The organism is Ilumatobacter sp. (genome assembly GCF_039969435.1).
Lineage (GTDB): Bacteria > Actinomycetota > Acidimicrobiia > Acidimicrobiales > Ilumatobacteraceae > Ilumatobacter_A.
In genome coordinates this window covers 37671-51494 of record NZ_JBDVNU010000028.1, presented here as the reverse complement: position 1 = coordinate 51494, position 13824 = coordinate 37671, and the positions used below count along the sequence as shown (strand labels likewise).

Here is a 13824-nt window from a genome sequence, read left to right as displayed (position 1 = left end):
ACCCTCACCGGCATGAGCGTCTCGGCGATTGTCCTGGCTGCAGGTGAAGGGACTCGCATGCGGTCGTCCCGACCCAAGCCGCTGCACATGATCTGCGGACGGGCCATGGTGATGCACGTCATCCACGCGCTCGAGAAGCTCGCTCCGGAACGCACGGCGCTCGTGGTCGGTCACGGTGCCGAGCAGGTCACCAAGAAGGTCCAGGCGATGGCGCCGGCGTGGGCGAACGTCGCGTTCGTCGAGCAGCTCGAACAGAACGGCACCGGTGATGCGGCTGCCATCGGCATGACGGCGTTCGACGGCGACGACTACGACGACGACGCCACCATCGTCGTACTGAACGGCGACGCCCCGCTCCTGCGCCCCGACACGCTCGACGAACTCGTCGCCACGCACGTCGCCAACGGCAACGCGGCCACGCTGCTCACCTCCGTCATGGCTGATCCGACCGGCTACGGACGCGTCGTGCGCAAGAAGGACGGTCAGGTGCTGCGCGTCGTCGAACAGCGCGACGCCACGCCGGACGAACTCGACATCAAGGAGTGGAACACCGGGATCTACGCATTCCGACGTGACCTGCTCGGCCCGGCGCTGCGCAGCCTGACGACCGACAACACACAGGGCGAGTACTACCTGACCGACGTCGTCGCCTCGCTCGCCGTCATGGGGCACCGGATCGGCTGCGTCCAGGCTCCGACCGAGGAGACCCAGGGTGTGAACGACCGTTGGCAGCTCGCGCTCGCCGAACGCGAGTTGCGCAACCGGACGAACCGCCGATGGCTGCTCAACGGCGTGACGATGCTCGACCCGCGCCAGACCTTCATCGACGTCACCGTCACCATCGGGCGTGACGTCACGCTCTACCCGGGGACGATGCTCCAGGGTTCCACGACGATCGGCGACGGATGCGAGATCGGGCCCGACGTACGGCTGACCGACTGTGCCGTGGGCAGCGATGCGACCGTCACGCACACCGTGGGCACCGATGCCGAGGTCGGGCCCGGCGCCGTGGTCGGCCCGTACGCACACCTCCCGTCGGGCTCCTCGGTCACTTCGGAAACCTCGACGGGTGCGTTCTACACTGCGCCCGTCGGCTGATCACGCCGGCTCGTCGCTCCACATGACCCGCTTCGCGCGGGAGAGGGTTCCTCCACCATGGAAAAGGTCACCACCAAGCGGCTCGCGCTCTACACCGGTCGCACCCACCCCGCCCTGGCCCAGGAGGTGGCGACCCATCTGAACATCGAGGTCGGCACGGACAACCTGGTCGAGTTCGCCAACGGGGAGGTCCGCTGCAGCTTCGGCGAATCCGTTCGCGGGACCGACGTGTTCATCATGCAGCCGCACTACGGCGTCGACGGCCGTTCGGTCAACGATTCGCTGATGGAGCACCTGATCATGATCGACGCTGCGTCGCGCGCGTCGGCCAAGCGGATCACCGCCGTCTGCCCGTTCTACGGATACGCCCGCCAGGACCGCAAGGCCGCCGGACGCGAACCGATCACCGCCCGCCTGATCGCCGACATGCTCAAGGACGCCGGTGCCAAGCGGATGATCTCGATCGACCTGCACTCGGGTCAGATCCAGGGCTTCTTCGACGGACCCGTCGACCACTTGACGGCGATGCCCGTCCTCGAGAAGTACGTGCGGGAGAACGCCGTCGAGCCCGTGATCGTGTCGCCCGACGCCGGACGCATCAAGGTCGCCGAGCGCATGGCGCAACACCTCGGCGACATCGGTGCCGACCTCGCGTTCATCTACAAGAAGCGCCCGAAGGGCACGACCAACGTGGCCGAGGCCGCCGAGGTGATGGGTGACGTCGCCGGGCGTACCTGTGTGGTGACCGACGACATGATCGACACGGGCGGCACCATCGTGGCTGCCGCGGAACTCTTGAAGAAGCGTGGGGCCAAGGAGGTGTGGGCGATGGCCACGCACGGCCTGCTGTCGGGTCCGGCCGTCGACCGACTGAAGAACTCGTCGATCGAGCGCCTGGTCCTCACCAACACCCTGCCGCTGCCACCCGAGAAGCAGCTCCCGAACCTCGAGGTGTTGTCGGTCGCCCCGCTGATCGCCGAAGCCCTCGGCGCGGTCTTCGACGACACCAGCGTGAGCGACATCTTCGACGGCGAGAACCTCGCCTGACCCCGACGCCCGCCCGCCCTCGTCGAAATCTTCCCGGTCGGCGTCGCTGAGCGACGTCAACCCGGACGAGAACCATCGAGTTCGTCGCGGCGGCGCCGATACACGGCGGCGACCCGTCGGGCAGCGCCGGGGAGGTCCCGCCGGAACGACTCGTCCAGGCGGATCACCATCCAGCCGACCTCGTTGCACGCGAGGTCCCGATCGTGATCCTTGCGCTGGCCCGCATCTCCACCGTGGTACCACGACGCGCCCGGCTCGACCGCGAGGCGGACGTCGGGCCACGCGATGTCGAGCTTCACCACTTCGGCGTTCGCCAGCGTCAGTCGGTGCTGGCGGACGATCGGTGGGAGCACCCGTTCCAACGCTGCGATCACGTCCTGCTCGAACCCGCTCTGCGCCGGCAGGTGTCGGTCACCGCATCGCTCGAGGAACGCTTCGAGGCGCGCCACTCCGTCACGGCCACGCTTGCGATTCGCGGCGAGGTATGCGGCCATCGCGGTCGGATCGGTCAGATCGCGGTGCCACGCGTCCTCCGCGGCGCGGTCGAACCGGAACTGGTTCACGTCGCCGGCCAACCCGAACAGCATCCGTAGCGGTGTGGCCACGACAAGGCCGTTCGGGAGCACCTCTCGGTCCACAACGGCGTCGTACCAGCTCGACCGGTCGAGGTGCATCCACCACGGACCGCAACGACCGTTGCCCGCCGGGATCGTGAAGTGCACGCGGTCCGAGTTCATCCTCCTCAGGCCACGGAGTCGACACGCCGACCACGAGCTCACGAAGCCGTCGCCCTTCGCCCACAGCTGGGCCGACATGCATCGGGCCTCGAAGGTCTCGGCGCCGGACGCGAGGCGGTAGGTGCCCCGCGCCAGCGCGACGAGCACGCCGGACCTCGTCATCCGCGCCACGCTCGATGGCCCGATGCCGAGGTCGCCGACGAGCTGGGAGCGTCCCACGACGCCGAACTGTTCACCTGCGAGCAGGAGGAGTGCCGGGTCGATCACACTCCGTCAATGGGTCGCGACGACAACGGAAGGGAAATCTTGCGGGTTGGCGTCGCTCAGCGACGTCAACCCGTACGAGAACCACTGGTCGCGAGACGGCCACATCGCGGACGGCGTCCGATAGCGTTGCCCGCTGCTGTATTTCGATTCGGTGGCACTTGACGATGATCGGATTCGTCAGGCACCCGCCGCACACGTCTGGAAACCACCACCATGTCAGAGACCATCCTCAACGCAACCACGGGCCGCACGCTCGGCAGCTCGTCGGCCCGCCGCCTCCGGGCACAGGATCAGATTCCCGCCGTCGTCTACGGACTCGGGATGGAGCCGCTCAGCGTCAGCGTCGACCGTCGCGAACTGCGCCAGGCCGTGTCCGGCGGTTCGGGCCTCAACACGATCCTCGACCTCACCATCGACGGCAAGATGTACCCGTCGATCATCAAGGACGTGCAGCGCCACCCGGTGCGCCTGAACATCACGCACCTCGACTTCATCCAGGTGGACCTCAACGCCCAGATCGTGGTCAACATCCCGATCCACCTCACCGGTGAGTCCGAGGAGGTCCAGAACAACAAGGGCCTCATCGACCAGATCATGACCGAGCTCGAAGTGTCGACCACGCCTCGGAACATTCCGGAGGAGGTCGTCGTCGACATCTCCGCGATGGACATGGACTCGACGATCCAGGTGGCCGACCTGCAGCTTCCCGACGGCGTCACGGCCACCGCCGAGCCGGATCGCACCGTCGTCACGGTGTCGATCATGCGTGCGGCGGATCTCGACGAGGACGCCACCGACGCTGAGGCTGGCGAGGGCGACGGTGAGGGCGAAGGCGGAGAGTCCGACGACGCAGCGGCCGACGCCGCCGGCGACGACTCGGACGACTGAACCACGCGGCGGTCCGTCGCTGTGCCGCACACATCCTGTGAACGACCCGGTGCGTCGCACCGGGTCGTTCCGCGTCGGGGGTCCATTCTCCGAGTCGACCCGACACCGTTCTGTCACCGTTCGATCAGCGTGCGCTGCCCGACGGCGGATGGTTGGTCCGGTTTGCCGCCAGACTCGGACCCATGGGACTGTTCGGACGCGATGGCAAGGGGAACCCGTTCGACTGGCTCGTCATCGGTCTCGGCAACCCGGGCGAGAAGTACGCGAACACCCGTCACAACGTCGGTGAGGACGCGCTGCGGCTGCTCGCCCAGCGGCGTGGCGAGACGTTGAAGGGCGGCAAGGACAACGCCCTGCTCGCCGAGACCCGCTTCGGCCCGCCGGGCAACGACCAGCGTGTGGCGCTCGCATTTCCGATCACGTTCATGAACGAGTCGGGACGTGCCGTCGGTGCTCTCGCTCGCCGCTTCCGCATCGAGTCACCTGAACGGATCATCGTCATCCAGGACGAGCTCGACCTCCCGCCCGGCGAGATGAAGCTGAAGTCGGGCGGCGGCCTGGCCGGTCACAACGGGTTGCGCTCGATCACCCAGCATCTCGGCACCCAGGACTTCCTGCGGGTGAGGATCGGCGTCGGCAAGCCCGACAGTGCGCACGTCGGCAAGGTCCACGTCCTGGCGAAGATCCCCAAGCGCCAGCGCGAGATCCTCGACGTTGCGATCGTCGACGCCGCCGACGCCGTCGAGATGATCATCGCCGACGGCATCGACGCCGCGATGCAGCGCTACAACCGCCGATAGTCATCGCCCCCCACCCGTCGGCCGACGTCGGACCCGAGGCTGGTGGCTGTGGCCTGGACGCATGCTGCGGCGAGTCGGTCCGATCCATTCGGAGCCAGACGGACCGACTCTGGTCGAGCGGGCCGAGGTCACGGCGGGACACCCCCTTCGCGACGGTTGAATGGCGGGCTTGAGCGACGATCAGGTTTCCGCCGCGCCCCTTCGGTCACTCGCACCCCTGCTGCGATCCGAACCGGGGCTGACGCGCGCCTTCGGCGAGCCCGACGCACGTCTCGCAGTGGTCGAGGTGGCCCGACCGATCTCGATCGCCGCACTCGGACAACTGTCGAACCGGCGCCCCGTGCTCGTGGCGTGCCCGACCGGCACGATGGCGCGCCAACTGCACGACGACCTGTCGCAGTTCCTCGACGAGGAGGAACTCGCGCTCTTCCCCGGCTGGGAGACCTTGCCCTTCGAGCGGGTCAGCCCGAACGTCGAGACCATGGGGCAGCGCCTCGAGGTGCTGTGGCGGCTCCAACGTCCGGACCGCTGCCCGAAGGTGATCGTCGCCGGTGTCCGCGGCCTGCTCCAGAAGCTCGGCCCAGGTGTGCGCGACATCGAACCGATCGTCGTGCGGCCCGGCGGCGAGGTCGACCCCGACGAACTCGCCGCGCGACTCGTCGCCTTCGGATACCGGCGCGAGGAGGTCGTGGAGCATCGCGGCGAGTTTGCACGGCGGGGCGCGATCGTCGACGTGTACCCGGCGTGTGCCGACGCTCCCGTCCGCATCGACCTGTGGGGTGACGAGGTCGACCGGTTGACCCGCTTCAGCGTCAACGACCAACGTTCCACGACGGACCTCGATCTCGTCCACGTCTTCCCGGCGCGTGAACTCACGCCGACCGAGGGAGTCCGACAGAGGGCCGAGAAGCTCGTCGCGAGCGAGCCCTGGGGCCGCGAACAGTGGGAGCGCCTGGCCGAAGGTGCTCACTTCGACGGCATGGAATCGTGGCTGCCGTGGCTGGTCGACGACGCGCCGGGGGCCCCGCACCTGATCACCGACGTGTTGCCCGAGACCGCCAAGATCCTGCTCGTCGAACCGAGGCGCATGCGCGACCGGGCCGCCGACCTGATCGCCGAGGAGGACGACCTCGCCCGCACCCTGGCGTCCACCTGGGCGCGTGACCCCGACAAGACCTTCCCGCGCCTCCACGCCGATCCCGACGTGCTGCTGGCCGACGCGCCCGGCGGCTCGTTCTGGTCGATCGACTCCACTCCCGAATCACCCGACACCCCGATGGTCCAGGCGATGGGCTGGGGGCCGGTCGTCGGCGACGGGACCGGCCTGACCGACCGGCTGGTCGAGCTGATCGGGGACGGATATCGCGTCGTGGTGGCCGCTGACGGCGAGGGCTCGGCACGACGACTCAAGTCGATGCTCCTCGACCAAGGCCTCGACTTCAAGCTCCGCCTCGAGACGCCACCCGCCGACCGCGACGGCTCCGACGACATCGCACGTCGCGGCGACGACCTCCCGCCGGGCGGGTCGATCGTGGTGGCGCCGCTGCACCGAGGCGTGACGCTGACGAATGCGAAGATCGCGATCGTCGCGGAGTCCGACCTGACCGGACGTCGACGCGCGCACCGCAAGGCGCGCACGCGCAAGCGGGGCGAGACGGCGAGCACCTTCGAAGACCTCAAGACCGGCAGCTACGTCGTCCACCACCAGCACGGCGTCGGGATGTACGAGGGGATGGTCAAGCGGGCGATCGGTGGGATCGAGCGCGACTACCTCCTGCTCAGCTACAAGGGTGGCGACAAGCTGTACATCCCGTCGGATCAGATCGACACGATCCGCCAGTACGTCGGCGGCGAAGCCCCCAAGCTGCACAAGCTCGGCGGTTCCGACTTCGCGAAGACCAAGGCCCGGGTCAAGACCGAGGTCCGCCAGATCGCTCAGGAACTGGTGTTGCTCTACCAGCAGCGGGTGACCGCCGAAGGGCACCAGTTCGCACAGGACACGCCGTGGCAGGCCGAGATGGAGGACTCGTTCCCGTTCGTCGAGACCCCGGACCAGGCCAGGGCGATCGTCGAGATCAAGGCCGACATGGAGCGCGAGTTCCCGATGGACCGCCTGGTGTGCGGTGACGTCGGTTTCGGGAAGACGGAGATCGCGATCCGTGCCGCGTTCAAGGCGATCCAGGACGGCAAGCAGGTGGCGGTCCTCGCGCCGACCACGCTCCTGGCGACACAACACGGCAACACGTTCGCCGACCGGTTCGCCGGATACCCGATCCGAGTCGAAGTGCTGAGCCGGTTCCTGACCGCGGGGCAGGCGAAGAAGGTGATCGCCGACGTGAAGTCCGGCGAGGTCGACTGCATCATCGGCACCCACCGTCTCCTCGCCGCCGACATCAACTTCAAGGACCTCGGGCTGCTGGTGGTCGACGAGGAACAGCGCTTCGGGGTGCAGCACAAGGAGAAGATGAAGAAGCTGAAGACGAACGTCGACGTCCTCACGCTCTCCGCCACACCGATCCCGCGCACGCTCGAGATGAGCCTGGTCGGCATCCGCGACCTCTCCCTGCTGCAGACTCCGCCCGCCGAGCGCCAGCCGATCCTCACCTACGTCGGCGAGTACGACGAGCGGGTCGCCGTCGAGGCGATCCGCCGTGAACTGTTGCGCGAAGGGCAGGTGTTCTGGGTCCACAACCGGGTCCGGTCGATCGAGACCGCGGCACGCCGGTTACGCGAACTGGTGCCCGAGGCACGCATCGCGATCGCCCACGGTCAGCTCGACGAAGGCTCGCTCGAAACCGTGGTGCAGGACTTCTGGGACGGCCAGTACGACGTCCTGGTGTGCACCACGATCATCGAGTCGGGAATCGACATGCCGTCGGTGAACACCCTCGTCGTCGAGCGCGCCGACCTGCTCGGGTTGGGTCAGATGCACCAGATCCGTGGTCGCGTCGGCCGTTCCGGTCAGCGCGCGTACGCGTACCTGTTCCACCCGGTCGACAAGACGCTCACCGAGGAGGCCTACGAACGGCTGCGCACCATCGGCGAGGCCACCGAGCTGGGGTCGGGCTTCAAGATCGCCATGCGCGACCTCGAGATCCGCGGTGCCGGCTCGTTGCTGGGCGAGAGCCAGTCGGGCCACATCGCGGCCGTCGGATACGACCTGTACTGCCAGATGGTGACCGAGGCGGTGAGCGAGATGAAGGGCGAGCCCGCCAAGAAGCCGCCGGCCGAGATCAAGCTCGACGTCCCCACCGACTCCTTCCTCCCCGAGGACTACGTCGAGAAGGAGGAGCTGCGGCTCGAGGCGTACCGCCGCCTCGCCGACGTCACCACGCAGGCACAGGTCGACGACATCCGTACCGAGTGGGAGGACCGCTACGGCCCACTGCCCGCCCCCGCCGAGTCGCTGCTGCAGGTCGGCTACCTGCGCGCCGAGTGCCACCGCCTCGGCGTGCGCGACCTGCAGATCACGTCGAGCGACGCACGTGTGCAGCCGATCGAACTGCCCATGAGCGCCACGATCCGACTGCGCCGGCTGTCTCGCGGAGCCAAGTACAAGGAAGACCTCCACCAGCTCGTGGTCCCCTTACCGAAGGGCAAGGACGCCGCGACCTTCCTCGTCACCTTCTTCCGCGACCTGGTTCCGGTCGCGTAGCCACCCGCTGCGCTGGTCCGCGCCGAGTCGGGGAGGGCCGCGACTGCGTCGGGGCTCGGTCTGACCCGGCCGCTAGCCTGCTGGCTGTGCATCGCCGAGCTCAGACGATCCTGACCGTTGTCGCCCTGGCGTCCGTCGCCGCCGGGTGCTCGTCGCTCGACACCGACACGGTGGCCCGGGTGGACGGCACCGAGTTCACGCAGGACGAACTCGACGAACTGCTCGACGCCCAGCAGGCAGGCGGCAACGCCGACGCCGCCCGTGCCGAGATCTCGAACTGGATCTTCGAGACCACCGTGGAGAAGGGTCTCGTCACCGAGGAGCTGCTCGCCGGGCTGCCCGACGATCAACTGGTTCCCAGCTACGACGACGGCATCGCCCTGTCCGGTGTCATGTGCCCCACGATCATGGTCGCGGCGTCGGCCGAAGCGGGCGACGCCGCGGTCGAGCAGCTCGCAGCAGGCACCGACGTGCTCGACGTCCTCGCCGAGTTCAACATCGACCCGCAACTCGGCGACGCCGGTGGGCGGGCCGGATGCTTCCCCGCCGAACAGTTCGACCCGGCCACCTCCGACACGCCCGAGGTCCAGGCACTGTTCTCCGTGAACGCCGACGACCCCTACGCCACGGCCCCGACTCCCGGGCCCGACGGGACGACCGCGGCGCTGGTGATCGGGTTCCGGCCGTTCGAGGACCTCGACCCGACCGAGGCCGAGCAGGTCCTGCAGGCCCTGCGTCAGACCGTCGGGCTGCGCGTCCTCGTGGAGGACATCGACATCGATGTCGACTCCCGCTACGGGACGTTCGACGTGGACCGCGGCGGGGTCGTCGCCCTCGGCTGAGGTGCGACGCGTGTCCCCACCGCACCCGACGGGCGAGCGATCGGAGATGTCGACGATCACCGTCGTCGGACTCGGGCCGGGAGCCGACGATCACGTCACGGTCGACACGCTCCGATCGATCGAGCACATCGCTCGACGGCATCTGCGCACGGCCGTGCACCCCTCGGCGCATCTCGTGCTCGACGCGCCGAGCGGTGCCGTCACCCACGACGACCTCTACGAATCGGCCGACACGTTCGACGACGTCTACGCCGAGATCGCCGAGCGTCTGATCGCCGACGCAGCCGTTCACGGCGACATCCTCTACGCCGTTCCGGGTTCGCCGTTGGTGCTGGAACGAACCGTGCGACTGCTCCGTGAGCGCAGCGCCGGAGCCGCTGCGCACTTCACCGTCGACCTCCGCCCGGCGATGTCGTTCCTCGACGTGGCGTGGGCGCGACTCGGCATCGACCCGGTCGAAGCGGGTGTCCGCCTCGTCGACGGGCACGAGTTCGCCACTGCGGCCGCCGATCAGGCCGGCCCGCTGCTCATCGCCCACACCCATGCCAACTGGGTCCTGTCGGACATCAAACTCGCCGTGGAGTCGGCGACGGGTGACGAGGCGGTGGTGATCCTGCATGCGCTCGGGACCGCCGACGAACAGATCGTGCACACGACGTGGTCCGAGCTCGATCGCACGGTCGACGCCGACCACCTGACCTCGGTCTACGTCCCTCACCTCGCCACACCGGTCGGGTACCACTACACCCGCTTCCACCGCCTCGCACGGACGCTACGCGAGCAGTGCCCGTGGGACGTGGAGCAGACCCACCGGTCGCTGATCCCGTACCTGTTGGAGGAGACCTACGAGGTCGTCGACGCGATCCAGGCGTTGGAGGCAGGCGACGATACCGCGGCGCCCGACGCAACGTCCGAGGCGACGGCCGATCCCGACGCCGACCTGATCGAGGAACTCGGCGACCTGCTCTATCAGATCGAGTTCCACGCCACGATCGCCGAGCAGGAGGGCCGCTTCACGATCGCCGACGTCGCCGACGGCATCCACGACAAGCTGGTCAGGCGCCACCCGCACGTGTTCGGTGCCGACACGGCCCACTCCACCGGCGACGCGTCGTCCGGAGCCGACACTCCGCTCGACTCGACGACCGTGTTGGCGAACTGGGACGAGATCAAGCGAGTCGAGAAGGGCCGTACGTCGGTCTTCGACGGCATCCCACGCTCGATGCCTGCGCTCGCCTACGCGGCGAAGGTCGGCCGCAAGGCGTCCAAGGTGGGGTTCGACTGGACCGACGTGTCGGGAGCGATCCCGAAGGTCGTCGAGGAGACGGGCGAACTGGTCGAGGCGATCGATGCCGACGACGCACGGGAGATCGACGCCGAACTGGGTGACCTGCTGTTCGCCGTGGTCAACGTGGCGCGCCACGTCGGAGTGGACCCCGAGCTGGCACTGCGGCAGGCGGCGGACAAGTTCCGCACCCGTTTCGAGGGCGTCGAGGCGCTGGCGACCGATCGGTCGATCGACCTCCGCGATGCCACGCTGGCCACGCTCGACGAGTTGTGGGACGAGGTCAAGCGGGTGGAGCGTTCGCAGCACTGAACGGTGCCGTGTTCGGTGCCATCAGGCTCGCCGCGAAGGCGGTCATCTCGGTCGGTTCGAGCGCCTCTCGCACGGCCCGACCGTGGGTGTGGACCACGCCCGAATCCAGAGACCTCATCGCCCGACGGGCGAACACGAGCCACGTGACCCACGGGAGCACGAGCGAGGCGACCCACAGCGCAGCGATCTCGAGCGATGGTCCGGCCGTGGCGGTGCCGGCGCGTTCGTCGGCGGAGGAGGCGAGCCGCACCAGGCCCTGCGCGGCCGCGGCGACGGCCACGGCGACGAGTGGCGCCATGAACCACCGACGGACGTGAGCGCTGTCGGCACGTGCGGTCGTGGCGCACCTCGCCAACACGGCGTACGGCTGGTAGGCAGCGACGAGCACTGCGGCGACGGCCACGACCGCTGCTGCAGCCAGGCCGACGAGTCGCGGTCCCTCGTCCTCGAAGCCGGCCGCAGCCGTCCAGGATCCGACCGCGGAGAGTCCCACTGCCGCTCCCACGGCGACCACCGGCGCGGCCACCCAGGCCGCGACCGACGAGGCCGGGTGCGGCGCCCGGACGCGCTGCGATCGGCCGTGTTGCACCGGAGGGCACGCGCGGCGCACGTTCACGGCGGTCACCGCCGACCATGCGACCAGCGCCAGGAAACCGACGATCACGAGTGCCGCGCCGACGAGATCACCGACGAACGCCCCGGGACCGGCCGCCGCGACCGCCCACAGTGCGACGTGACGCAACCAGGTCGAACGCACCAGGGCACCCGGCGCAGCGTGGAGTTGCCGTCGGTGATCTGCATCGTCGACGGATGCCGCACGGGCCGACGCGGCGCCCGCTCCGGTCGGCGGGGTCGCAGTGACGAACGTCGAGGTCCAGCTGGCCACCGAGCCCGAACCCGAGGCGGGGCTCGCCTCGTCGGTGTCGATCGTCGTGCGGGACGGGCCCGACGAGGCGGGCAGCGTCGGAGTGAAGAGCGGCGTCGTCGGAGGCAGGGTCGCCAGACGGGGTACGGACGGTTCGAGCATCACGTCGGTCGAACGGTCGGGGTCACTGGGTGACACGGTCGAGGTCGACGGGTCGAACGAACCGGACATCAACCGAACGCGCCGGTCGGCGGCGGCGGGACCGGCGCAGACGCTGCGACCATCGAGGGCATCGGAGGGGCTGCCTGCACCGGACGTCCCGTCGGCGGTCGGACGAACGGCGCCCCCGAATCGGGCGGGGCGTCGCGGGGGGTCCGTTGGTCGACCAGGAAGTTGTGCTTGTCGGCCATGGCGGCCGCACCGTCCGCGACGAGGTGACTCGAATCGGTGATGGCGATCGTGGCGATCAGTTCGAGCAGCGCGGCCAGGGCGAGGTAGCCAGCGAGGCGACCGAACCGGTCGACCTCGGTGATCTCGACGATCGTCGGCAGCCCGCCGAGTCCCTGCACGTGGATCAACAGCACCGCGGACACGGCGAACGTCAGACGCAGCGGCCCACGCCGCGCACCGACGGCCACGGCCGCACGTTCCAGGAAGAAGATCGGCACGTACAAAGCGGCGATCTGCAGCGCATAGACGGCGAGTGCATCGACGGCGGTGTCGGCCGTCTCGAGTCGCAGCCCGAACCACCAGATCCCATACGCAGCTGCGGGCCAGGCAGCGGCGGCGAGGACGGGGTTGCGGCGTCGGCCACTTGCGATCCTGGCGCTCAGCACGCTGACGAACGACCAGATCGTGGCGATGCCGATCAGGCCGACGGCGAGCCACCGTTCGAGTGTCTGCAACCCACCGAGGGCGGTCCAGGCACGGTCGCGTTGCGACGGCAGGAGGGTGCCGTCGCCCGACTCGCGCCAGAACATGAACATCACCAGCGCACCGACGATGCTGACGAGGGTGAGCGCCGCGACGGTGGTCATCAGGGCGAGTCGCAGGATGTCGGCACCCGGGACGATGCGGATCCGCTTGCGCGTGTCGAGGGCGATGGCAGGTCGGGCGTCGGCGCGCAGTGCACGCGTGAACAGCCCGAGCTTGCCGCGGCCGACGCCGGACGCATCACGGCCCGTGCGACGATCGAATGCGAATCCGACGGCGTCCTCGACGGCGCGGCCGCCGCGCCAGGCGAGCATCAGCAGGATCATCAGCGGAGGAAGCGTGACGACCCCCAGCGCCCAGGCGGGCGCCACACCGGCGAAGTCGTCGCCGTAGGCACCCCCGGCTCGCAGACCCACGAGGGTCGCCGCGCCGGCGATGACGAGCGAGATCGGGACCCAGATCCAACCCGCGAGTGCACCCGACGCCGAGCCGAGGCGCCGCATGATCGACGAGAGCATGGACAGGGGTCGGTAGGACACCAGCATCGCGGTCACGACGAACGACAGCGCGATGGCCAGGGGGACGGCCGAGGTCGTGTCCGAGTCGGCGGTGTTGAGGCGGCTCTCGAGATAGCTGACCGACGTCGCTGCAGCTGCGATGACCAGGAGGGGCATCGCCCACGCCGCTGCGACCGCACTCGGCACGGGAGGCTCGGTCGTGCGTCCTGCGTCGAGCAGGCGTCGCGCGTTCTCGACCACCATCCACGTCCACAGGACGATGCCGACCGCCGCGAGGACCGCCAGAGCGAGCTGGAGCGGGGCCACGCCGGCGAGGCGTTCCCGGCCCGTCATCACCCGACCCATCTGCACGGCGGCGATCGTCGCCGAGAACGCTGCGCAGCCGATCGTGGCGGTGAGCACCCAGGTGGTCCTGATCCGGGGCGGGACCTCGGGGGTCGGAGGGCGTTGGACGTGCGGCGACATCGGAGGCGCCAGCGCGACGCCGTCGGTCGCATTGATCACATCGAGTTCGGTCACGCCGTGTGTTTCGTCACGTCTTGCCACCCACTTGAATTTTCGATTGCGGCCACGCCCG

Annotated in this window: 10 protein-coding genes; 7 read left to right on the top strand and 3 right to left on the bottom strand. The window is 69.0% G+C overall.

Translation table 11 applies throughout. From position 1 onward, the window contains the following. Window positions 1-12 precede the first annotated feature (12 nt). Window positions 13-1098 carry an NTP transferase domain-containing protein gene (locus ABJK40_RS13760; RefSeq protein WP_348482421.1) on the top strand — a complete coding sequence of 362 codons (1086 nt, stop codon included), beginning with the start codon at window positions 13-15 and terminating at the stop codon, window positions 1096-1098. 57 nt (window positions 1099-1155) lie between these two features. After that, complete coding sequence (locus ABJK40_RS13755) at window positions 1156-2145, top strand: ribose-phosphate diphosphokinase (protein WP_348482423.1); 990 nt, start codon at window positions 1156-1158, stop codon at window positions 2143-2145. A gap of 56 nt (window positions 2146-2201) precedes the next feature. On the opposite strand, the gene ABJK40_RS13750 is transcribed toward ABJK40_RS13755, so the two are convergent. Further along, window positions 2202-3149, bottom strand: a complete 948-nt coding sequence (locus ABJK40_RS13750) for a type IV toxin-antitoxin system AbiEi family antitoxin domain-containing protein (protein WP_348482425.1) — start codon at window positions 3147-3149, stop codon at window positions 2202-2204. Window positions 3150-3362: 213 nt separating this feature from the next. Here ABJK40_RS13750 and ABJK40_RS13745 point away from each other — a divergent pair, with 213 nt between their 5' ends. From ABJK40_RS13745 to mazG, 5 genes are all read left to right on the top strand, one after another. Beyond that, window positions 3363-4037 (top strand): 50S ribosomal protein L25, encoded by a 675-nt coding sequence (locus ABJK40_RS13745; protein ID WP_348482427.1) that lies wholly within the window; start codon window positions 3363-3365, stop codon window positions 4035-4037. Window positions 4038-4219: 182 nt separating this feature from the next. Beyond that, window positions 4220-4837, top strand: a complete 618-nt coding sequence (gene pth / locus ABJK40_RS13740; protein WP_348482429.1) for an aminoacyl-tRNA hydrolase — start codon at window positions 4220-4222, stop codon at window positions 4835-4837. 169 nt (window positions 4838-5006) lie between these two features. Further along, the gene (gene mfd / locus ABJK40_RS13735) at window positions 5007-8492 is read left to right on the top strand and encodes a transcription-repair coupling factor (RefSeq protein WP_348482431.1); all 3486 of its coding nucleotides are present in this window, start codon (window positions 5007-5009) and stop codon (window positions 8490-8492) included. A gap of 86 nt (window positions 8493-8578) precedes the next feature. Continuing rightward, window positions 8579-9334 (top strand): hypothetical protein, encoded by a 756-nt coding sequence (locus tag ABJK40_RS13730; protein ID WP_348482433.1) that lies wholly within the window; start codon window positions 8579-8581, stop codon window positions 9332-9334. A 46-nt stretch (window positions 9335-9380) separates the two neighbouring features. Next, complete coding sequence (gene mazG, locus ABJK40_RS13725; protein ID WP_348482435.1) at window positions 9381-10931, top strand: nucleoside triphosphate pyrophosphohydrolase; 1551 nt, start codon at window positions 9381-9383, stop codon at window positions 10929-10931. On the opposite strand, the gene ABJK40_RS13720 is transcribed toward mazG, so the two are convergent. Beyond that, complete coding sequence (locus tag ABJK40_RS13720) at window positions 10903-12027, bottom strand: hypothetical protein (RefSeq protein WP_348482437.1); 1125 nt, start codon at window positions 12025-12027, stop codon at window positions 10903-10905. The genes mazG and ABJK40_RS13720 overlap by 29 nt on opposite strands. Then, the gene (locus ABJK40_RS13715; protein WP_348482438.1) at window positions 12027-13766 is read right to left on the bottom strand and encodes a hypothetical protein; all 1740 of its coding nucleotides are present in this window, start codon (window positions 13764-13766) and stop codon (window positions 12027-12029) included. Before ABJK40_RS13715 ends, ABJK40_RS13720 begins: the two co-directional genes overlap by 1 nt. Between the last annotated feature and the right edge of the window lie 58 nt (window positions 13767-13824).

Bases quoted from the DNA above. Each gene is read 5' to 3' on its own strand.
- ABJK40_RS13760 (WP_348482421.1), top strand. From the start codon at position 13: ATGAGCGTCTCGGCGATTGTCCTGGCTGCAGGTGAAGGGACTCGCATG.
- ABJK40_RS13755 (WP_348482423.1), top strand. From the start codon at position 1,156: ATGGAAAAGGTCACCACCAAGCGGCTCGCGCTCTACACCGGTCGCACC.
- ABJK40_RS13745 (WP_348482427.1), top strand. From the start codon at position 3,363: ATGTCAGAGACCATCCTCAACGCAACCACGGGCCGCACGCTCGGCAGC.
- pth (WP_348482429.1), top strand. From the start codon at position 4,220: ATGGGACTGTTCGGACGCGATGGCAAGGGGAACCCGTTCGACTGGCTC.
- mazG (WP_348482435.1), top strand. From the start codon at position 9,381: ATGTCGACGATCACCGTCGTCGGACTCGGGCCGGGAGCCGACGATCAC.
- ABJK40_RS13720 (WP_348482437.1), bottom strand. From the start codon at position 12,027: ATGTCCGGTTCGTTCGACCCGTCGACCTCGACCGTGTCACCCAGTGAC.